Raw genomic sequence first — 21082 nt, 5'->3', positions numbered from 1 at the left:
CCTAGCCATATCGCGGTCGTTAAGCATCACTGATCACCCCGTCAAGCCAACTTGGCCTCCCTAAAGGCTGATTGTGAAACGCATCGACGACTAAACTCACGATGGTTTCAGTGACGTCGACGGCCGCCTGCGGCTGCCCCACTTTGACCATCAGCTCTACCAGCCTTGCACTAGGTATGGACGACCCCAGTCTCGTGTCGTAGGGGCTGCGAGACGTGTCATGAACGAAGTCGTCCCATTTCTCTGAGTAATGATGGGCGACCTTGTCAAATCTCCTTTGCCTCTCCTCGTCGTAGTGATAGTGGTCCCAGCCGTAGCGATGAATGTGTGCTGAGACAATCCACTTGTATGCGGCCTTCTTCCCGTTGAGCGATCGGCACAAATCGAACGCCCGGTCATAGAGAGACGCAACGAACAGATTACGCTGGTCAGATTCCCGGTGAGGCTCCAGGACACGAAGAATCTCACGTCCTCTCTTGGCCTTTAGATTCGCATCGAACCATTGCTCAAGCGTGCGGTGCGCCCGGGACGATGAGACCGACTTATCGATCGCAAGCAGTAGATCGTCCAGCTGCGAGGCATCGAATGCGGTTCCGTCAATGAGCGGACCTTGATCGGTCTCCGTGGTACCTCTCTCCCGTCGCTTGCGGTCTTCCGCGAGTCCATAACCGAACCTATCGGCGAGACGCTGCACGGTTCGGAATACCACGCCTTCGCCGGAAATCCGGTTCTCTCGTATGCTCGCGAGGTTGGAAGACTCGAACGTCGCCGCCGCCAGCATTTGGCCCAGTGGATGACTGAGATCTATCTCCGATAGCAACGGTGACAAGGCCCGCTCCGCGTAGTACCAGTCGGCCTCGTCGATCCAGTAGCCGTAATAAGAGGAATAGATCTCCGGACGCAGCTTGAGTATCAGGGGTGCAAGTGCGTATGGCCGGACGGCATCGTCCTCAGTGACATCTGAGATGCGATTCACGATGGGCGCTAGACGATCGAGGTGCGCACGGGCCTCATCAGGCCTGTGGTCGGCCAGTGCTTCAACAGCCTTTAGTGCTTGCGCTAATGCATCATTCTTTCGCCAGATGTAACCAACAATGCAGTCGACCCGATGGTGCTGAGCACGCCTCGCTTCGTCGGTCATACCCACGTGAAGTGCGAAGTCACATAGCTCGCCAAACTGCTCAACCCTTTCGTTGAAGGGGCTAGGTACTGTGCTCAGAGCCCGGAAACCTTCCGCAAGCAGGCTCTCGGACATCTGTTGGGACAGCGGCGGTACGCGCTCATTGTCGACCTTCGCGTACCAATTACTCAGCATGAAGTAAGGACTGCTTCTCGCCCGCGTCCAGTCGTCATCCGGCACAGAAGATGCCAGAGATCGTGGCATTGAAATAAAGAACAGGTCGGCGGCGATCTGGAGTAGTGCGTGGCGAAAGGCGACTAGGTCCGAGTGATGCTCATGGCCCTTGGGAACTGGATGCTCGACCAAGAGCATGTAGATGCGCGAGAAAGGTACTGGTTCTTTGCGCCGGATTGTTGTGGCTATCTGCGCGGCAGCTAGGACCAGCTGCTTGCGCGTCTGTTCAAGCCAGCTCCTCCGATCTTCGAGAGGGTTGAGTTTGATGGGTTCCTCATGGCGAAGAATTCCGGCGACCGAAGCCCAGAACACATCGTACAGATGCCCTTCTGTTTGGGAGAGCTGCTCGTTGTAGCTTTGGTTAGATCTCTCCACGCTTCGGGTAGTGAAGTGAAGAGGTGAATGGCTCACGCCGTAAAGGGCTGACCACGCGACAACCATCGGGTGGTGACAGAGTGCACCGAACTCCGGCGTTTCATGCAGCTTGACTCCCGTCCTCGCCGCCGTGCGGATGATCTCTTGTTCAATAACGCCCTGTTGCGTTGTTGACCAACCCTTTTGCGAGTGAAGTTCTACCAGTCGATCCAGGTCCTGATTCGCACCAAGCCTCGTAATGAACGCCTCTAGAAGACCCCGCCACATCGACTTCCGTTGCTGTACCGCCTTAGCGAGGCGGCTAGGTCGGTAGATAAGCAACCGCGCGCTGAGGTCGAGGAGGTGCTCCAGAGATTCCTTGAGATCCTGTCGGCGGTAGGCCCGAGCGTTGATCTTGTCGTTGATTCGGTTGAGGAGCCGCTCATGCATATCAATCGCCATCTGACGATTGCCGCGTGCGGCAGCGAACAGTGATAGCAGATACAGATCTTCCTCGTCCGCCGTATCAGCCAGTACCGCCCTGAGTACGAAGGGATAATCATCGTTCGCTAGATCGAAGGCCGCACGGGTCACCGAGCGAAAATCATCAATCTGGAACTCCTTACCATTCATGGCGTTCGTAGATAGCCATCGGAACCGGATCGCCAGCGGAAAGTTGCGCGCCTGGAAGGCCAGTTGTTCAGCTGCATGTAGGATGCTGGTGATCTGCTCTACGGGATAGCCTGCGCAGATGCTTTCAATGATCCACTCCCGCGTAGGCTTTTCCAGGAGAGCCGAAGGGTCCCCGTCCTTAGCCTGGTAGAGCCATAGCCATCCCCATCGGTGGAACGGTGGCGCACTCTGCTCTAGCCACCGAATGACTGCCTTACGAGTGCGACGGATGGCCGCCTCATGATCGGTCCTGGATTTCGCAAACGCGAGGATGCTCCCATGAAAGGGGAGAAGCCCAGCATCGGTGACATGCATCAGATGACCGAACTCCCGATGCAATCGTCCGCCGTGTACGGAGAGGCATTGCTCCAGGCCATCCATGGGCCAGAGAAAGCCCGTGTCCGCAAATAGGTGGAGTGCGTCGCGTGAAACATCCGCAAGACTTTCCCACAAGGTCGCGTAATACCGGTCGATATCACCACCGGTTTGGGGGGAGGTTTCACGTATCAGGCGGCCATCTAAGACACGATCCTTGCCAACGAGCTGTTCGAGCGTATACGTCAGTATCAGCGGATGGCCACCCGTGACATCCCATAGCGCCTGGGCTAGTTCGGCAATGACGTATTCGACGTTGTCTGACAAGCGGACTTCGAATCGCTTCTCGTCCAGCTGACGACGGAGCCACTTGGCTATGGCTGTGATCGACATCCGGGGTATATCAACCCAGTCGTCCGGTTGGATGTGGTGCGCGAACGCTTTGGGCAGTTGATCGCTATCGACAGGCTGCGAGCCCATCACCAACATGACGTTATCGTCAGCGGGCAATAGGTTGCTAAAAAGGCTATCGAGCGGATCCTTGTTTCGATTGTGCTCACGCCATACATGATCAAGGCCATCGACGATCACGATGAAGGGTTTTCCCTCCTTCCCGTAACCCTCGGCACAGGCCGCGATCCAGGCGCGTAGATGTTCAGGCTGGGGGCTCATCGTCTCGACAAACCGGGCGTGCTTCACCTCAATCTGGGACATGAGGGAATTGGCGACACTGTGAAGTGTAAACCGGTCCTCCGAATCACCTAGCGTGAGAAAATAATGGTGCCTGATATAAGGGACATCCCTTTTCTCAAGCTCCTTGCACAGATAGCTGAGAAATGTGCTCTTGCCTTGACCTGGGGAGCCGCGCAACACCACGGGGCGTCTCGACCCCGTAGTAACGCGGTCAAAGAACGTCTGAAAGAAATCCTCGTCGGGCAGTTCGTAGTTCGCGGGGATGCGGAAGTTCTGCTCGATCGGCTTTGGTCGAGACTGGGCAAGAATGGTTCGTAGGTGACCGAGTGTTATGTGCCCGTCAGGAGGTGGCGCCCCCTTACGTATCGCCCAATTGAGCGCCTCGTATCTGAGGGCCAGCCACCCATAGCTTGTCGTATGTGTCGGGACGTACCGATCGAGCACGAGGCGTTCTAGCGCGCGATCGTTCTGGTGGCTATGACGTATAACGAAGACGTCAAGAAAGGGCTCAATTTTGGTCGCACCTATCTGCGTGGCTATACGATCCACGACGGGGGATGGTAGCTTGCGGAAGTCGATACGGTCTCCGGCGGAGCTGAGGCACTGCGCCAGTTCGTAATCGGGCCGACGGTTAGTCAGTAGAGACGCTTCTACGGCGCTTCGGCCGGCCGCATCGTAGTAGGCGTCCGCCCATTTCTGGATCAATGAACGCCCCTTGGGCTTATGGGCGAGCAGCCATTCCCAGGAAAGCGCATTGCCTGGATCCTCAGCGTCAACGGTGAATTTCACCTGCGTCAGCTCGGTCGTGCCGTCCCGTCTTTGAGCTACGACATCATCAAGGCCCTGGTAGCCTCCCGCGTCATCGTCGCATTCGAAGGCAACCCATTCGTAGAGTCCTGGGTCATCTAACCAGTCGCACAGAATGCTCAGACCGACCAGGTTCTGGTAGACATAACCGGAAAGTGGGATCGCGGTCGCCTTGATGTCGCTTCTCGCCAAGAAGCACTCCTTGCTCGTAACGCTGCTTTGTGGTCTGACACGCACCTGTTCCCACTGGAATAGGTTCCATGACGATGCTGGGATACAAAGAGCCCTTACATGACCAAGTCGTCGCTCGGATCTGGTTCGCGGTCCCCGAACTCTTCGTAACCTGGCGGCGCCATCGGAGGACTTAGATCCAGTTGCGGGATAGCTAGATTTGCCTCCAGCACGAAACTGGCGTCGATAGCCGCGATCTTTTCTTCAAAAGCCGTCAACTGACTCTCGTCGAAGTTCAACCCTCTGCCAACAAGTGCCTGTGAGAGAACGTCAACGAAGGAACTGGTGGCAGGGTGAAGATCACGCGAATCACCTGTTTGCAGCATGGCGGCTACCGCTGTGGGAAGGCATAGCGCCTCGACCGTGAGGCTCTTTTTGTCCGGCCTGGTCGCGAGCGCATAAAGAAGCACTTCATGCCCAGACGTGTGCTGCATTCGGCCCAGCTGCTCGATATCGAGAGCCTCATATCGGAGCGACGTAGGGGTGATCTTCTTGGCTTCAAAGTACTTGGTGCCAGAGAGGCTTCGTCCGTCGGGGGTATGCAGCGTCACCCTCATCGCGATATCTCCATTCGCTGTTTCGAAGGGACCCGAGGCTTTGAATGCTTTCCACGCGCAACGGAATGGCTTGCCCGACCAATGAACTTCATCGGCAGTGCCCAGCGCCTCGAGCACCCGCGAGGTGATCGTGTTCTCTAGCCAAGATCCCGTGCGGTAGTTTACAAGGCAATCCAGGATAGCTTTTTGGAACGCGTGACGAGTCGAGGCCTGCCAGGCACGATGGCTTACTTCTTCCATGAAAAATCCTCCCTGTTTACTCGTGGCGGCTGTGGCGAACATTCACCCATGCGCGGTCGAATAACCGGACATTACACCGTTGTCGGCCAATCATACGCCGGCCTAAGTCCCCTTTGGGCCGACGCGTTTGATGGTTATGTTTCAGCCTCGTCGGCTGACTCGTACGTGTTGCCGGCCATCTAGGCCGCTGCGCAGCCCTGAAGCCTGGTGCCTAACCGTAGGCGCCACGCACTAGCCTCGATCCCGCGACGACCGGCTCGCTAAGGCGTCCGCTTGGCTGGCTTGAGGGGCGTTGAAGACTCTCCGGAGCTGTCCTACGCTACTGCTCGCCCCGGGGAAGAGGTCTCAAAAGCCATCGTCCCGCGCCACGGGCTGGGGGCTCTGCTGGTATCTGCTACGCGACGGTCGACCCGACACAGGGAGGGGTGTGATGCCGCGCGAAATTGATCTCAAGAAAGCGATTAATGCCGTCTCTGACGTAGTTCAGAACAGGCCTCGACCCTTGCGAATCTTTGACCAGATCTACATGAAGACTGGCGATATGGTGATGCAGAGCGAGTTAGTCTCGCGATGGGCTGCCGGAAAGCGGTTGGCCTTCATCGGTGATGGTGACGCCATAGGCGTTTGTGTCGCTCTCCTGAAACACCGTGGGATTCTCGATTCCGGCCCTACAGAAATTAAGGTCTTTGATTTCGACGAACGTATCGTTCGGGCTATCCGGCGTTTCTCCGACAAGGAGCGACTAGCCGAGACGCTGTCGTCCGAGCTCTATAACTGCGTCGATGCGTTTCCGGCGTCCGAGATCGGGGGTTTCGACTGCTTCTATACGAACCCGCCGTGGGGTGCCAGCAACGAAGGGGAGAGCGTCAAGGTATTCATGCAACGCGGATTTGAAGCGACGGGCTACCGCGGTGAAGGCATGGTTGTCATCGCCGACGATCATGAGCTGGAATGGCCTCAACGCGTGCTGGCTAGTGTGCAGCGGTTTGCACTAGAGAATGAGCACTACGTCCAAAAGATGCAGTCCCGTCTTCATCTCTATCATCTGGACGATGCGCCCGACCTTCATTCCTGCAACCTTCTTTTTAAGGCAGTTCCTAGCCAGTCCCCCGCCCCTGTCGTCATCAGCACGCCACTAGATCCGTCGAGGCTCGACAATTTCTATGGCAAGGGCCAGGCGCTTCGCATTCGGTATATCCGGGAAAGGAATTGCGTCGATTATGGAACGGCCCATGACGACGAGTACTTCATTGAGCAGATGGTCACTGGAGAACCCGCTTGAACAAGATCATCCAACCTAGCAATCCGGTCATCTTCATGAAGGTTGGCGTCCACGCGAGAGAGTCGTTGGAGGACATCATCCAACGGAAGTTAAAGGAGATCCAACGGGAAGGGATGTCCATGTGGGGTTATGGCGGAAGTACGTGCCATCCCAATCGCGTTCAACCCTTCGCCGAGGAGGAGGCTGCCTCCGGCAAGCCCATCTTCCTCTGCATGGAGAAGATGATATCGAACCACTATGCCGAACCTCTCCGCGCTGATGAGTACTCAGTCGATGGTGTGAAGTGGAAGAAGATACCTAAGGGCATCAATGTGCTTGGCTCAAGGTACGCGTTGGTCATCGATACTTTGCAGGAGAAGGAGTTCTCGTTGCCGGTGGCGCGGACCGTCGTAGCTGCGGGTCCCAGCATCGGTAGGAGAGGTTCGGAGTACATCTCCGGTCGTGTCGACAAAGCGTGTCTTCGCATGGGCCCGTCATCCGACATTCCTCCCCCGCCTGACGAGAAGGTGATCAACATTGGGCTCGTCGCCAAGCTCAAGGACCCGTACGCAGTGTTCTTGCGCAACACCTAGTTCCTAATCACCGGAGCTGTTATGGGCAAGGTCATCTATCTCACCGGCGCGCCGGCGACAGGCAAGTCGTCACTGACTGTGCGCGTGCGGGAAGTTCTCCCAGCCATTGACGTCTTCTGCTATAGCGAGAAGCTGCGTGATCACGTCAACGCACGATCAGCCGAGGGGTATCTGACGGAGGTATCAGTGCGGAAGGAGTCGGCACGCGCGATATCAAAGGACGATGTGGATGCGGTGGATACGTTGCTGGTCGATCATGTCGCCAGGCTCCGCGACCAGCGGCACATCATTATCGACAGTCATCCGGTCACGAAGGAGGACTTCGGCTTTCGCATTACGGGGTTCTCAACCGCGCGCCTCGCCCAGTTATCCCCAGACATTGTCGTCTGCTTGTATGCCGACCCCGATATCGTTCGACGTCGAATCGAACAGGACCCAGCGGGGCGCCCTTTGCCGTCGGCTTACGAGTTGGCGGTGCACAACAGTCTGCAGATGGGCGTGGCATCGCAATATGGCGTCCTTCTAGACAAACCTGTGTATCTCCTGGACAGCGGTGTCGATGCCGACCGTCTGACGACCACCTTTCTTGAGCGATGCCGGCTCTAGCAGCTCCACGCCCTTAATCGATGAGCAGGTTGGGTACCTGCTCGTTGAGGTGCCGGATTTCGCTCTGCAACCCTTCTCGCCAGGACGCGCTGCTCACCCCCGGTGAGGAGCAGCTGAAGCTCAATCGCAGAGCCATGTCTACTTCGGGCTCTGCACAAATAACTTGGCGAAACGCGTCCCCCTCGCGATCCAGCAGAGCCAGGATCGCGCGTTCGAAGCAGATGATTTTCCGTTCGAAGCGGGAGCGTTCCATGCCACCCGGCAGGGCGATTCTCCCGATAGCCAGAATGGCCGCCTTGTCACCTGTCAGAAAGTTCAGCAGTCCGCGTTCGTGAAGTATCGCCAGGAGCGTGCATTCGCCGCCATGCAACGAGAGCTGCTGACGCTGGGCCTCGAACTCTAGCGCCGCGGCGAGTGCGACCTCTCCCGCCGTGGGTTCAAGTACATCCAGGTGAGCTAAGACCTGTTCGAGCTCTGCTCTGGCCTGTTCATAGCGTCTGGGCGGCCGCCTCTTCAGGTACTTCGGTACTACAAATCGTGCGGTGCCGAGCACTCCGTACTTGCATGCTGGAAGCACCGCCAAGAGGGAATCAAAGATGCCATAAGAGACGGCTTTAAGGAGGACGTCGTTGTCCATCGCCGCATTAGTCATGGGGCATCCCCATGATGGCGCGGACATAGCTGTCCATCTCCTCAGGTAAGCGAGTCCAGTCCAGCTGCTTCATCGCGATGCGATTGACGATACGCCAGACTTCTTGCGGCGCGTCATAGATGTGCTCTAGTGCGCGCGTCGCGGTGGGCCAGAACTGTGTAGTGAATCCGTAGGCTAGCGCCAGGGTTCCCGGTTCAATGCCACGCCTGCGACCTACGGCCTGGGCTACCGTGGCGAGCCGTCTCGCGCTTCGTCCATCGCCTATCACTCGGATGTCAGGGCGCGGGCTTCCCGTCAGAAGCTCCAACGCGTACTCGTCTGCCGCTACTTCCTCAGGATCCTGGGGACCTCCTGACGCCTCCATCATGTCGATATCCACGATGGACGTTCCTTCCCGAACATGGCCAAGCATGATGTGACCGATCTCGTGCGCCAGGTAGAAGGCGATGGACGCCGGATAGGACGCATCGCGCGCGAGCAGAATGGCAAAGCGCTCACCTACCGCGACGCTCATGGCACTCATCTTCTTTGCCGCCAGCGGATACACCCTTAGATGGACCACCGGGATACCCAAGGCCCACGCCACGCCCATCAGTTGCGGCAGGCCGACAAACTCACTGGAGCTCAATATGTGCCTTCTCAGGCTCGCCGCGGTGACGCCGATGCCTCGCCCTTCCTCGCGGCATGCCATGAGGAGAATACGACCCAGGCATGTGCCGAAGGAGGAAAGTATCGGCAGGTCTCGTCCTGCGTTGCCGGCGAATCTCTTGAAGCGAGCGCTGTCTTCCCAGACAAAGCGTGGCTCTCCCTCATCAACGAGCGAGCGGGCATCGAGCCCGAGTTTCCTCGCGATAGAGAATCGCAACTCAGCTTGCGCCGAAGCAGAAGCCTCTGCCGCCTCGCTCCACCATTCCGGCCAAGCAGCGTCGACCGCAGAGGACGTCAAGCCCGTATGACGTATGAGGCGCGCTTTGAAGTGAGCTGAATCTTCCGTCGTCATACTCGCCCCCTCTTCCACCGCGATGCAGTCTAGGTCTAGCCCTGGCGTCGCGCCAGTTTATGCCGGGCCGCGGCCTGTATAAGGTCAAGAAAGAGCTTCGCCTGTGCAGGGGTGCGGTCCCATACCTCCAGGATGGCGTCGCTCAGATTGATCGTTTGCGTTGCCTTGAGCGCAGGCGCCTTAACCCCGAAATAAGCGCAAAGTGCAATTGCATGCCGGGTGCGATTCTTGACTCCCTTACGCCTCATTCTGCAGATGGCGTCATACTGGATCCCGGATTTATCCGCGAGATCGCGCGACGTCTCATCGCACTCGTTGAGACGTTGCTCAAGGAGAATCGCCAGTCGCGGCCAGTCCGAATGTATTTGCACTTTTTGCATTTCTATAGGATAATCTCTGCGTCGTCATATGGCGAGCCCCCATGCTCGGACAAACGAAAACTCGGACTTTCACAGGCTCCTCGGTGCCGTCCATTTTTTGCTGGACCAAAATGGGCGCTGAGGCGGGACAGTCGCTCGACGACATTCTTCGCCGGAAGGATCTCGAGCGTCAGTGCGGCCGCGGGGTGTTCGCCTGGGGTATCGGCAACTCGGTGGGTCCCGCCATTCATTACGCGCGGACGCAGGTGGCCATTGATGAGTTATTTGCACTTTTCACGCCGATGAAAAGTGCCCCCAAGCTCATCGATAGTGCACCGTCCCAGATTCTGATGTGGACGAGCTACTACACCAGTGAGAACGGCACCTCTACCCTGCCCGCGCACATGTTGGTGACAAGCCGAGGCTCCGCCGGATCTGGTAGCGAGAAGCGGACACACTACGCGCTCTTTTGTCAGTCCGAGGAGTCGCTCCTAGACCAGACGGGACTGGGTGCCATCGATCAGCACGCCGTCTGCAACCTGATCAGCTCCAACCCCGTCGGGGCTTCGCAGGTCACCTCGGTCGTCCGTCACGACGACCGGCTCGCGACGACGCCAACCTACCCTGTTCGATTTAAGGCACGGCTTACCCAAAGCGGGTTTGTGCGCCTCGCCGATCCCATCGTTCTTTCCGGACGGCTTCTCGACCTGTATCGGGCTGTATGCACCGCATCGTCGGCCGACGAGTGGCGCGAACGCATCGCTCAACTGCGAAGTATCGCCATGTCCGAGCGCAGGGATCTCGAGGTTCAACCCGCGTTCGCCTTCTGATGCACCGCCAGTGCACCTGCTTCCCAGCTAGGCTTCCGTTCGGCTCAATGCATCGATGGTAATTCGTTGGGCCGCCATGATCGTACGGGCCGCAGCCAGATCGCCTTGAAGAACCTTGATGGTCTCGCGGAGCTTGGTGATCACGTCCTGACGAAGAGGCCGATCGCTTCCCCTTCCTCCCGCTTGGAGTACCAGCTCGCGAATGTGAGGGTACTTACAGCTGTCACTGCCGATAAGCGTCCGGCTGCGGTTGGCCTCCAAGGCGACGGTGACGGGATTGATGACCAGGCGTCCCTCATGGACTCGCTTGAGTAAGGAGGAATCGCGGGGCCGCCCCATTTTCAGCCGTTCCAACGCCTCCATAAAGTCCGACTCCACGTGGCGGCGGCGACGACGCTTACTCATCACTAGGCCCCCCTTCCAGGATTCGGACAAATTGCTCCGCCAAGGCGAGCTCCCTTCCATGCCGCCAGGCGTGGTCCGCCTGCAGTTGAGGGGCCGTACTGCGTAGAAGCATGGCCCTCTCCTTCCAGAACGGCAGATTGTCTCGACTCACCAGAAAGTTCTGGCACCCTGCACAGATGCTTGGCCGACGCGTCGCGAAGTTGGGCCTTTCGTTGCCTACGGCGTCCGTACCCGAAAGTTGATGACAACGTGCGATCACCGGCGTCACAGCGATACCGCAGATGCCGTAGTCGGTGAAATGCAGCCGGAGGTTATGGTCGACCACCACGCCACGGATCCTGGCCAACCGGTCCTCCTCCTCAAGGTCCCTCAGCTCCGCCTTCAACGCTTGTGTGGCTGGTCGCAAATGGAACTCCAATCCACCCGCAAAAGGTTCGGACTCGGTCACCAGACTCATAAGCGTGTTCGTCGCGAGATTGACGCGCGCATCGTCAACCAGCTGCAGAAGTTCCGGATCGTTGCCGATATACCCATGCTCCGTCATCAAGGTGTCGACATGGTTGAAGTGCGTCGCAAGAGGGCCCAAGGCTCGCTTGTTGGTGCGTATGACGAACATCGCGAACGTGCCCCGCCATTGCTGTGTCCGGAATGCCCGTTCCTTAGACTTCTTCCTGCGAGTATGTTTTGTCAGCCCTAACTTGACGTAGTTGTTTGCAAAGTTCCTCTGGATATTGCTGACCCACGTGGCTTTAATAGTGTTGACATTATCTTTCGTAACAGCGAGGGATCTCGATCTAGGGAAGGTGATGACCAGGGCCCTTTCCCCGGATACCTTCCGATAGGGGGCAAACAACCGTTCCAGAACCAGAACCGCCTGTAGAGGCAAAGGCTGTTCGTCTGTACCTACGAGGCGCCCCCCCAGGACCCACGAATGCTCGGCGTGAGATCTCTTCTGCTCGACTCCCTTCAATAAGAACATTTCCGTCAGGCCATCCATCGAAAGTCTGCGTTCGATGCAAGACGGATATAGACCGTCCCTTTTCTCGTCGACGTGAATGCTAGCGACGTCACTTGAGCGCATACCAGTCGTACCCATTAACACAATGAGGCACGCCGACACCAAATCGCTCACCAGTCGCCGCGGTGCATCTCCTAAGGTAATGGTTCTCTCATCATCGTTTTCATCCAGCCGCGTCCAACTTCCATCGAATGTCATCCATGGAAGGCCCGTCTCGGGGTCATTGGAGAACTGAAAGTCCCCCCTGATTCGTGCACCTATCTTCTGTATCAGGAAAGTATTCGGCTGGGGAAGGACGTCACTCAACCAGAGGGTGTGCAAGCGCAGGATATCTTCGGCGTACAGCGCAACCCATCTGGCAGCCGTGGTCAGAAGAGGGATGGCGAGCTTATCGGGGAAGGGATCTAGCTTGTCGCTCTGATGAAGTTTGAGATCGTTTACCGTTATATCGAAGGCGTTGCGGCCACCGTAAGGCGCTTGCCCCATGGGCTCAAAACCCCGCTCTCTCATCGGATCAGCCTGATCGTAGGCGTGCCACAGTATGTGCAAACCTTGCCACGCCGTGGCGAACGACATGATTCTCGCTTTCTTACTTCCTTTGCGTGGGCGCTCGTGATTGTCGCGGAACCACTGAACATAGTCCCAGGATGCTCGGCTGGTAACTTGGGAAAGTGAGCTATACCCACTTTCCATCATCCAAGGCACAAGATCACGGAAAGCGGCAGTGATGCGCGCAATCGACCCGCCATCTATCGGCGCCCTTCCTCGTCGGTCGTATCGCAATGTCCATATCAGACATTTCAGCTCCTCTAGCAGCGGGCGCCACGCAGACGCGATCAACGACTCCGGCGCCCCTAAGGCTCCCCATTCAATCCGGTACGCCTTCAGAGCTTGCCCCAGTGTCGTGACCTCAAATTCCCAGAGATCCTCGTCATAGAATGTATTCCGGCCAATTCTCAGGTCAGACGGACGCCAGTACGTCTCTGTCGATACGTCGCCAATAGTGCCTTGTTTAGACATGGTGGCCCTCATTAATCGAAAGGTATGATGGGCTTTACATAAACCTGACTGGCCTCGGCCACGATGGACTCGGAGAACGCCGGGATCCAGAACTCGGTGATGGCGCGGTGCATCGGTGCAAGGCCCAACGCCCACCGCTCGGGTAACACCCTATGCTTCGCCTCCTCCAGTTCACGTCTGACTTGGCTGATACGTGCATAAGAGACAGCCGAACGAATATTCACTCTTGCCATTGGGCAGCTGGGACAGCTCCCATAGGCATCGCATAAGCGACCCGGTTTCTGCCCGGGGATAGGACTGTTATAGGGATCAGCACATTGCCAGCCAGGCGTTGTTGCCGAAGGATCCCCCGTCTCGGCCATAACACGAGGATCAATCGTCCCATCGGAAAGAATCCAGCGTTCGCGGAGCTGCTGGACCGTCGCGATGATTTCCGAATGCCTCGCCTTCCCAACGCCATTGGTGTAGTTCTTCAAGGTGACTTCGGGACTGCTGTGTTGAAGAAAGTCCATCACCGCCCTAACGTCGCCACCAAAGAGATCGTGCGCGAGTGCCGCAACCGTTGCCCTCAGCCTAGCGAATGAGACCCTTGGCAGCGCGTGGACCTTTTGGAACTTGGTGACCGCGTTGTTGATGTCCATGTTGTACCCCAGCTCCTTAGGCAACTTCATGGTTCGCACCTCTCGTACGCTCGAGTTGTAGCGCGGTACGTATAACCAGAAGTCGTCGGCCATATCTGGGCTGGCCACAGTGCGGATATCAGCTGTCCAAGTACGGACGGCCTTCACGATAAACGGGGCGCTAAGGTCCGTATCCGTCTCAAGGAACGAGCACGTGACGTACTGTTTCTTTCGCCCCTTGTAGGCGGTGAACACTACCCTCTCTGCGCCTAGCACCCTCACCGTTTTAATCCCGTCGACGATGTTCAAGGAAAGAAGGGTCGACGGGTTGAACGCGGTCAAGATGCAGAGCTGGTACGCGAACGGCAGGAGGTCTTGATGGGAGGGATGTAGCGCGCCGTAGATGTCTGATGCGCCCCAGTCCTGGAGCTCGTCATAGAGATCTTCGTGGTGGGCCTTCACCACATCCAGTCGAGGCATGACGGGACCAAATGCACGCTGCAGCTTAGCCATCAGCAGCCCCTTGGAGATCGCCTCCGACATATCCGTCCGACCCGATGAACCTGAGTCCTGCCTTGCTAACAGCGCCCGGCCATGCTCCAGAAGTCGCGTGCGGACGGCTAGGCGCTTCAGGGATTGCTTGGTCTCTTGCTTGATGGCAACCAGGATGCGACAGAAGGTGTGGATGTCGTATGGCTGGACATTCTTGGACTGATTCTCCTTCTGCGCGAAGGGAGCCTTTCGAAGGCGGCAGTTCTCGTGGATTTGATCTCGCCAGTCGCCTACCTTCAGTGCGCTGATAACGCCGCTGATCGCGCTCCGATAGTGCATGAGTGTCGAGGTACCGAGGCGGTACTTTCCTTGGTGGTCCTTCTCAACAAGCCACTGGTCCCACTGATCGAAAAGGCTTAGCTCGAACTGCGGGAATCCTATTGCACCCTTGCCGAAGTTTCGGGCAACCCAGTTGAGGAAGCCGTCGCTGATGTTACTTCCGTTCCCGCGACGCGAGAGTGGCTCATTACTCAGGTTTGCCACCGCGAAAGCGTGCGCGAAAGCCAGGGCGAAGGCGCGCTCCAGGTAAAGAAATGAGCTGACGTCCACACGCTGATCTTTATCCAGAACGGGGGGAAATATGACGGCGAGCGTTTCTTGACCGTCTACCTCGTTGTGGTCGATTCGATATGTAGGCCGCGAGCCCTCTTGGTCGGCCTGGTAGGTCTCGGTTTCAAACCGCGACATCGCGGTCTCCTTCTAGGAGCGCCGTCAGCTCCCTCACTGACGAAGCGAGCACCTCAGATATCTCGTTCTCGAACATGCGCACGGCGCGCAGGTAAGTGTTAATCGTCGTTTCGGAGCTTCGGTGTCCGAGCTGCGCCTGGATGAATAGCCAGGGGTTGGTGTCACTCTTGGCTCGTAGAAGTAGGTAGGTCCACACGGCATATGTGTGGCGTAAGTCGTGCGTAGAGAGTGAAACCACCTCGACACGCTTACTGCTTTTCCCTGTCGGATCGAGCTTCTGCACGACACGTACCAGTCCGGTATGTTTCGCCGCTCTGCGTATGGCGAGCCCGAGGTTTTGCGGCGTCATTGCTACGCCACCTCGTTCTTTCTTCATCCGCTGTATGCGAGGAAATACGGGCTCGCACATCTCATGCCGATTGCGGGACTGTTCGCTATAGATCAGCTTTCTTGGACCTTCAATAAAGGCGTGGAGCTCTTCGATCAACGTTCCGGGGAAGAGCACCTTGCGCCTGACGTCATTCTTTGTGTGCGTAAGGTGCACAGCGTAGAGCGCATGGATGGCCTTCCCGGGGACGATGGCGGCGATGGCACCTATCTCTAGCCTGCAAATTTCTTCCCGTCTAAGTCCGGCACACAGGGCGACTTTTGCCATCAGGACGTTCCGCGTGCCAATGGCTTGGCCGACGGGACCTGGTGTGTCTCGTTCGCTTAGAAAGCGCAGTGCACGCAGTAGAACTCGGGCCTCCTTATCGTCAAGGATGCGTGGTTCATGCAGCTTCATTGGTGTTGGCAGAAGCGTCGATCGGCCTCTGATTCGGATTCTCCGGCCAGAAAAGGGGCGCCCTGAGGTTTGGTCTAGATCCCTGCGTAACGCGTTGATGGCCACGAGGCTCGCCGCAGGGAAGCTGCCGCGCTCACCCAGCCATACAGTGAACGCCAGGGCCGTAGTCACCCGTCGAGCGATCGTCAGCTGTGAGTAAATTTCTTTTGTCTGGAGGGAAACTCTGTTCGCCATAGTCCCCGCGTAGGAGAACAAGGTCTCCGCACGGAGCTGCGTGAAGTCATACCGGCGAGCGTGGAGGTAGGAGAGGTAGTCACGTAGATCGTAGGCCCGGCACAGCGCTGTCGCGGGCTTCACGATGAGGTACTCGCTTATTCCTCCCGCACCTAAGCAGGTTCGGGCGAGGAAGATGGTCGCCTCGTGCGCTATGTCACCGGTGTCGGTTACATAGATGAAGGGAAAGCCTACCGGGAGAAGTCCACAACCGGCACGGATGGTGGCCTCGCGGGTCACCACCACTGTTCTCCCGATCGAGTAGTAGCTCATGGCCGGCCTCTTCGCCCTGGTTGGCTAGAGACCGTACCTATGAAGACGTACCTCTGCAGACTACTAAAAACAGGGTTCGGGCTCGGGAGCGGTGTTCATCCCTTCACCAAGGGAGCTACCCGTGGACAGATCGGGGGCCAGTTCAGGTGAAAGTCCATATATATCAGCATTATAGGGATTTCGTTGGGCTATCGAACTCGCCGCAAATGGACCTGACGAAATGGGTCGTGGACCGAAAAGTGGACAGGTATTTGCACTTTACAAACCATGCTCGCAGCCCTTGTACGGATTGACCGACTGCGAAAAGCCCACGTCCGGCGAATCGTTGCGGCTGATGATGCTGCGCGCGATGTCCTCGCGCACTTCGGTGGGCAGGCGGGGCGCTTCGTCCTCTTCCTGGTACCAGCCGTCGTCTTCCGCGGTGTAGATGCGCTTGTCGAAGCGGCTGACCGTGCGGGACGACGAACCCCGGCCCTTGATGATGCGGGCGGGTTTGGCGAGCTCGGACATGCCGCGCAAGCTACGCCGGCGACGTCGCAGCGGCTGAGATTCAGCCGCCGGACGCACGGTTCATGGCGAGCCGGAAAGCTGCGTATCCAGCGCCTCGGCCATGGTCGCCAGGGGATAGTTGTGCTCGAGCTGGCGCTGCATTTCGTCGAAGACCGGGGTGGAGATGGTCCAGCCCAGCGGAATGGGGTATTCGCCAGGGCACAGCCGGAAATGCCACAGCATGTCGCCCTGCGCCGGGTCGGCCGGGTTCGGATGCAGGCTTTCCAGCAGCCGCGCCCGCGCGTACTCGCCGCGGGCGGTGCGCGTGTCCAGCAAGGCGAGCAGCGGCGCCGTGGCCTCGCCGCTGGGCGCGCTGCCCTTGCCGCCGGCCACCTGCGCGCCCGAACACGCGGTGGTGTAGAGCGGCAGCGGATGGGCCGGATCGTGGCGGTCGACGAAGTCGTCCATCTGCGGGTCGTTGCTGATGTGCAGCACGATGAAGCGCAGCTCCTGCCCGCGCGCCTTGGCCAGCTCGTGCAGGCGGTGCATCACTTCGCTGAGCGTCACCGCGCCGGAATTCTCGAAGTAGCCGCCGTCGACCAGCTGCAGACGCGCCGGCACCGGCGGGGTCACGCCGGAAGGCGGCGCGGTTTCCAGCGTGCCGGCCGGGCTGACGTAGGTGAAACGCGCGCTGTCGAGCACCGCTTCGCTCAGCGGCACGCGCGGATCCAGCCAGGCGGAGCCGTCGAAGGCGGCGGTCCACGGCTGTACCTGCGGCGTCGCCATCGGCCGGAACGGGTGCTGGATAAAGCGCCGCCCCTCGGCCACGGTGGTGCTGTTGAGGAACAGCGCCGGGGTGCCGATGTCCGGGCGGCCGTCGGCGGTGCTGTACAGCGCGGCGAAGGGCTGGGCGAATGCCTCCACGCCCTGCTTGCGACCGGCATGTTCCCAGGCGCGGGTGAGCGCGCGGGAGCGGTCGTCGAACCAGGCGCCGGGCAGCCAGCGCTGGGTGAAGTCGACGAACAGCATGTTGGCCAGGGTGGGGGCGAGGAAATCGTGGTCGAGCAAGGTGCGCGCGCGGGCTTCCATGCTGTCCGGACGGGCGCCGGCGGGCTGGCGCAGCAGGGCCGTGTAGGTGGCCAGGCCCAGGCTGCCGCCGGAGACGCCGCTACCGGCGAACAGGTAGCGCGCCAGCAGCGGCTCGCCCTGCTGCGGATGCCGCGCATCCACCATCGCGGTGAGGCGTGCCAGCACCAGTGCCGTCCACGCCGCGCCGCGGATGCCGCCACCCTCGGCGGCGGCCACCACCACCGGGCAGGACTTGCGGTTGGCGCAGCGCTGGTCGAGCCAGGCGTTGGCGTAGTCGTCGAAGCTCGGGCGGTGGTCCGCCGGCGCGGTTTCGGGATGGCTGTGCGTGCTCATGCCGGGGTACTGGCGCACACGGTGGTTGTCGTTCAGATGCAGCAGGTGCAGCAGCACGCTCACCGCCAGCAGCCCGGTCAGCAGCGGAAAGCCGCGGCGGTCGGCCAGCATGCAGGCCCAGCCGCCGTTCAAGGCGAGGAAGGCCCCGGCGATCAGCAGGATCGCCAGCGGGCCGATGCCGTCCAGCAGCTCCGGCCGGAATGCGATCAGCACGGTGGCAGCGATATTGGCCAGGATCGACAACGCATACACCCGGCGTGCGGCGCGGCCCAGCAGGCCGACGCGCTCGACGCGTTCTTCCTGCGAGGGCAACGCGCTGACCTTCGCCAGCTTCGGCAGCGCATTGAGCAGGCGGCGGCGCGTCATGAAGAACACGATCAATCCCAGCGAGACCAGCAGCAGGCCGGCCGCGCGCCACATGCGTCCTTCGCAGTCCTGGCTCATGCCGCAGGGCCCGTGCGGCACCCGCACCAGGGCCAGCACATAGCCCAGCAGCACCAGCAGCGGGATCGACGCGCCCATGATGCGCGGCAGCCAGTTGCGGATGCCGGCGCCGCGGCGGTCCTGCAGCGCGGGCCAGCGCAGATAGATGAGCCGGTAGGCGTTGCGCGCGCCGTACCACACGGCCAGGCCGGCCAGGGCGCTGCTGGCCAGCAGCGCCAGGTAGCGGCCGATGCTGGGGTCGATCCATACCGCGATCAGAAACAGCTCCGCCGCCTGGTCCACGCTGGTCGCCACCACCACCGCGAAGGCGAGGATGCACAGCGACACCCGCAAGGGCTTGAGGTGATCGAGCAGCAGGGCGGCCTTGCCGCCGGCGCCGTCGAACAGGCGCTGCAGCCACCCTGCGCGCCGCACATCGGTGGACTTCGCTTCCATGGGCCGTCACCGTGGTTGGATCGGGGCGATCTTACGACGCGTGCGCACGGGGATTGTGCGCGGCGCGGCAAAACCCCGGACCTTCGGCCGACTATGATCCGCGCCGGGGTCGGCGTAGCGTCCCAGGCGTCACGGCGATCTTTTTTGGCATTATTTTTCCGGTAAGGACGAGGTTCCCATGCGCTGGCTCCTGCTGATCGGCACCCTGCTGTCCCTGGCCCTGAGCTTCACCCGCCACAGCGGCGGCGCCATGGGCCTGTGGCTGCTGCTGGGCGTGGTGGGTGCGGTCGCCACCGCGCTGGCCTTCGCCCAGGCGCGCATCGACGCGCATTCGCGCGGCGACACCCTGTCCGATTACGACCTGCAGCGCCTGCGGGATGGCAAATCGCCGTTCAATCACTAGTAGCGCTGACGCAAGAAAAAACGGCAACCTCAATGGCCGCCGTTTTCGTTGGTGCCTGCGGGTGGACTTCAGGTGATGTCCACGTCCTTGGTCTCTTTCAGGAACAGCAGGCCGATAAAGAACGTGCCGATGGCCACGATGATCGGGTACCACAGCCCGTAATAGATATCGCCCTTCCACGCCACCAGCATGAAGCCGATGGTGGGCACGAAGCCGCCGAACCAGCCGTTGCCGATGTGATACGGCAGGCTCATCGAGGTGTAGCGGATGCGCGTGGGGAACATCTCCACCAGCCAGGCGGCGATCGGGCCGTAGACCATGGTCACGTAGATCACCAGGATCGCCAGCAGGATCACCAGCATGGCGTTGTTGGTCTTGGCGGGGTCGGCCTTGTCCGGATAGCCGGCGGTCTTGAGCGCCTCGCCGACGGTGCCGACGAAGGCCTTGCTCTGCGCGGCAAACGCAGCGCCATCGAGACTGCCGCCTTCGAACGAGTCGATGGTGCGGTCACCGATCTTCACCTGCGCCACCGCGCCGGCGGGCGCCGCTTCGTTGCGGTAGGGAATGCCCTTCTTCGCCAGCGAGGTCTTGGCCACGTCGCAGGAGCTGGTGAATTTGCTCTTGCCGACCGGATCGAACTGGAAGCTGCACGCATTCGGGTCGGCCACCACCGTGACCGGCGCGCTGGCGGCGGCGGTCTCGATCGCCGGATTGCCGTAGTGGGTGAGGCCTTTGAAGATCGGGAAGTAAGTGAGTGCGGCGATCAGGCAGCCCGCGAGCACGATGCTCTTGCGGCCGATGCGGTCCGACAGCCAGCCGAAGAACACGAAGAACGGCGTGCCGATGATCAGCGCGCAGGCGATCAGCAGGTTTGCCGTGGTGCCGTCGATCTTCAGGCTCTGGGTGAGGAAGTACAGCGCGTAGAACTGGCCGGTGTACCACACCACCGCCTGGCCGGCGGTGGCGCCGAGCAGGGCGAGGATCACCACTTTGAGGTTCTTCCACTGGCCGAAGGCTTCGGTCAGCGGCGCCTTCGAATGCTTGCCCTCAGCCTTCATCTGCTGGAACACGGGCGATTCCTGCAGCTGCATGCGGATATACACCGACACCGCCACCAGCACCGAGGAGATCAGGAACGGAAGGCGCCAGCCCCAGTCCTCGAACGCCTTGTCGCCCAGGCTCATGCGTGTGCCCAGGATCACCAGCAGCGACAGGAACAGGCCGAAGGTGGCGGTGATCTGGATGAAGCTGGTGTACAGGCCGCGCTTGCCGTTCGGCGCATGCTCGGCCACATAGGTGGCCGCGCCGCCGTACTCGCCGCCCAGCGCCAGGCCCTGCAGCAGGCGCAGTGCGATCAGCAGCACCGGCGCGATGATGCCCACCGTGCCGTAGCTGGGCAGCACGCCGACCAGGAAGGTGGACAGGCCCATGATGATGATGGTGATCAGGAAGGTGTACTTGCGCCCCACCAGATCGCCCAGCCGTCCGAACACGATGGCGCCGAACGGGCGCACCGCGAAGCCCGCGGCAAAGGCCAGCAGCGCGAAGATGAAAGCGCTGGTTTCGTTGAGGCCGGAGAAGAAGTGCTTGCCGATCAGCACGGCCAGCGAGCCGTACAGATAGAAGTCGTACCACTCGAAGACGGTGCCGAGGCTGGAGGCCAGGATCACCCTGCGGTGACTGGTGTCCTTCATCGCGGCGCCTGTTGCGGTCGTAGCCATGTTGCTCCCCAT

General features: G+C 59.7%; 15 protein-coding genes and 1 pseudogene. 5 read left to right on the top strand and 11 right to left on the bottom strand.

What is annotated here, in order from left to right:
* Positions 1–19 precede the first annotated feature (19 nt).
* Together KK141_RS17315 and KK141_RS17310 are read right to left on the bottom strand one after the other, a co-directional pair.
* Complete coding sequence (locus tag KK141_RS17315; RefSeq protein WP_214571231.1) at positions 20–4387, bottom strand: ATP-binding protein; 4368 nt, start codon at positions 4385–4387, stop codon at positions 20–22.
* Positions 4388–4482: 95 nt separating this feature from the next.
* Entirely contained in the window at positions 4483–5223 is a 741-nt protein-coding gene (locus KK141_RS17310; protein WP_214571230.1) for a hypothetical protein, read from the bottom strand.
* Positions 5224–5653: 430 nt separating this feature from the next.
* Here KK141_RS17310 and KK141_RS17305 point away from each other — a divergent pair, with 430 nt between their 5' ends.
* The 3 genes from KK141_RS17305 to KK141_RS17295 are packed head-to-tail and all read left to right on the top strand — an operon-like array spanning position 5654 to position 7683.
* Positions 5654–6505, top strand: coding sequence for a bis-aminopropyl spermidine synthase family protein (locus tag KK141_RS17305; protein ID WP_214571229.1), 852 nt, complete (start codon positions 5654–5656; stop codon positions 6503–6505).
* Positions 6502–7077 carry a hypothetical protein gene (locus KK141_RS17300; protein ID WP_214571228.1) on the top strand — a complete coding sequence of 192 codons (576 nt, stop codon included), beginning with the start codon at positions 6502–6504 and terminating at the stop codon, positions 7075–7077. The genes KK141_RS17305 and KK141_RS17300 overlap by 4 nt, the downstream gene beginning before the upstream one ends.
* 21 nt (positions 7078–7098) lie before the next feature.
* Entirely contained in the window at positions 7099–7683 is a 585-nt protein-coding gene (locus tag KK141_RS17295; RefSeq protein ID WP_214571227.1) for an ATP-binding protein, read from the top strand.
* A gap of 13 nt (positions 7684–7696) precedes the next feature.
* Here the strand turns inward: KK141_RS17295 and KK141_RS17290 are convergent, their stop codons facing one another.
* Complete coding sequence (locus tag KK141_RS17290) at positions 7697–8335, bottom strand: hypothetical protein (protein WP_214571226.1); 639 nt, start codon at positions 8333–8335, stop codon at positions 7697–7699.
* Positions 8328–9335, bottom strand: coding sequence for a hypothetical protein (locus tag KK141_RS17285; protein WP_214571225.1), 1008 nt, complete (start codon positions 9333–9335; stop codon positions 8328–8330). Before KK141_RS17285 ends, KK141_RS17290 begins: the two co-directional genes overlap by 8 nt.
* A gap of 421 nt (positions 9336–9756) precedes the next feature.
* On the opposite strand from KK141_RS17285, the gene KK141_RS17280 reads away from it, so the two are divergent.
* Positions 9757–10524, top strand: a complete 768-nt coding sequence (locus KK141_RS17280) for a hypothetical protein (protein ID WP_214571224.1) — start codon at positions 9757–9759, stop codon at positions 10522–10524.
* A gap of 27 nt (positions 10525–10551) precedes the next feature.
* Here the strand turns inward: KK141_RS17280 and KK141_RS17275 are convergent, their stop codons facing one another.
* From KK141_RS17275 to KK141_RS17250, 6 genes and pseudogenes are all read right to left on the bottom strand, one after another.
* Positions 10552–10929 carry a hypothetical protein gene (locus KK141_RS17275; protein WP_214571223.1) on the bottom strand — a complete coding sequence of 126 codons (378 nt, stop codon included), beginning with the start codon at positions 10927–10929 and terminating at the stop codon, positions 10552–10554.
* A complete protein-coding gene (locus tag KK141_RS17270; protein WP_214571222.1) occupies positions 10922–12967 on the bottom strand; it encodes a hypothetical protein in 2046 nt (681 codons plus the stop codon). Before KK141_RS17270 ends, KK141_RS17275 begins: the two co-directional genes overlap by 8 nt.
* Positions 12968–12978: 11 nt before the next feature.
* The gene (locus tag KK141_RS17265; RefSeq protein ID WP_214571221.1) at positions 12979–14826 is read right to left on the bottom strand and encodes a hypothetical protein; all 1848 of its coding nucleotides are present in this window, start codon (positions 14824–14826) and stop codon (positions 12979–12981) included.
* Entirely contained in the window at positions 14813–16156 is a 1344-nt protein-coding gene (locus KK141_RS17260) for a site-specific integrase (RefSeq protein ID WP_214571220.1), read from the bottom strand. The genes KK141_RS17265 and KK141_RS17260 overlap by 14 nt, the downstream gene beginning before the upstream one ends.
* Positions 16157–16420: 264 nt before the next feature.
* Positions 16421–16666: pseudogene (locus tag KK141_RS17255) on the bottom strand (radical SAM protein); the annotation flags it as partial.
* Positions 16667–16726: 60 nt separating this feature from the next.
* On the bottom strand, positions 16727–18946 hold the full coding sequence (locus KK141_RS17250) for a hypothetical protein (protein WP_214571218.1): 2220 nt from the start codon (positions 18944–18946) through the stop codon (positions 16727–16729).
* A 178-nt stretch (positions 18947–19124) separates the two neighbouring features.
* Here KK141_RS17250 and KK141_RS17245 point away from each other — a divergent pair, with 178 nt between their 5' ends.
* Complete coding sequence (locus tag KK141_RS17245; RefSeq protein WP_214571217.1) at positions 19125–19349, top strand: hypothetical protein; 225 nt, start codon at positions 19125–19127, stop codon at positions 19347–19349.
* Positions 19350–19417: 68 nt separating this feature from the next.
* On the opposite strand, the gene KK141_RS17240 is transcribed toward KK141_RS17245, so the two are convergent.
* The gene (locus KK141_RS17240) at positions 19418–21070 is read right to left on the bottom strand and encodes an MFS transporter (protein WP_214571216.1); all 1653 of its coding nucleotides are present in this window, start codon (positions 21068–21070) and stop codon (positions 19418–19420) included.
* Positions 21071–21082 lie beyond the last annotated feature (12 nt).

This window comes from Dyella sp. LX-66, assembly GCF_018599165.1.
Lineage (GTDB): Bacteria > Pseudomonadota > Gammaproteobacteria > Xanthomonadales > Rhodanobacteraceae > Dyella_D > Dyella_D marensis.
This window is presented reverse-complemented; position numbering and strand designations above follow the sequence as displayed.

Excerpts from the sequence above, each read along its gene's own strand:
- KK141_RS17310 (WP_214571230.1), bottom strand. The coding sequence starts at position 5,223 with ATGGAAGAAGTAAGCCATCGTGCCTGGCAGGCCTCGACTCGTCACGCG.
- KK141_RS17305 (WP_214571229.1), top strand. The coding sequence starts at position 5,654 with ATGCCGCGCGAAATTGATCTCAAGAAAGCGATTAATGCCGTCTCTGAC.
- KK141_RS17295 (WP_214571227.1), top strand. The coding sequence starts at position 7,099 with ATGGGCAAGGTCATCTATCTCACCGGCGCGCCGGCGACAGGCAAGTCG.
- KK141_RS17290 (WP_214571226.1), bottom strand. The coding sequence starts at position 8,335 with ATGACTAATGCGGCGATGGACAACGACGTCCTCCTTAAAGCCGTCTCT.
- KK141_RS17285 (WP_214571225.1), bottom strand. The coding sequence starts at position 9,335 with ATGACGACGGAAGATTCAGCTCACTTCAAAGCGCGCCTCATACGTCAT.
- KK141_RS17280 (WP_214571224.1), top strand. The coding sequence starts at position 9,757 with ATGCTCGGACAAACGAAAACTCGGACTTTCACAGGCTCCTCGGTGCCG.
- KK141_RS17275 (WP_214571223.1), bottom strand. The coding sequence starts at position 10,929 with ATGAGTAAGCGTCGTCGCCGCCGCCACGTGGAGTCGGACTTTATGGAG.
- KK141_RS17270 (WP_214571222.1), bottom strand. The coding sequence starts at position 12,967 with ATGTCTAAACAAGGCACTATTGGCGACGTATCGACAGAGACGTACTGG.
- KK141_RS17265 (WP_214571221.1), bottom strand. The coding sequence starts at position 14,826 with ATGTCGCGGTTTGAAACCGAGACCTACCAGGCCGACCAAGAGGGCTCG.
- KK141_RS17260 (WP_214571220.1), bottom strand. The coding sequence starts at position 16,156 with ATGAGCTACTACTCGATCGGGAGAACAGTGGTGGTGACCCGCGAGGCC.
- KK141_RS17250 (WP_214571218.1), bottom strand. The coding sequence starts at position 18,946 with ATGGAAGCGAAGTCCACCGATGTGCGGCGCGCAGGGTGGCTGCAGCGC.
- KK141_RS17245 (WP_214571217.1), top strand. The coding sequence starts at position 19,125 with ATGCGCTGGCTCCTGCTGATCGGCACCCTGCTGTCCCTGGCCCTGAGC.
- KK141_RS17240 (WP_214571216.1), bottom strand. The coding sequence starts at position 21,070 with ATGGCTACGACCGCAACAGGCGCCGCGATGAAGGACACCAGTCACCGC.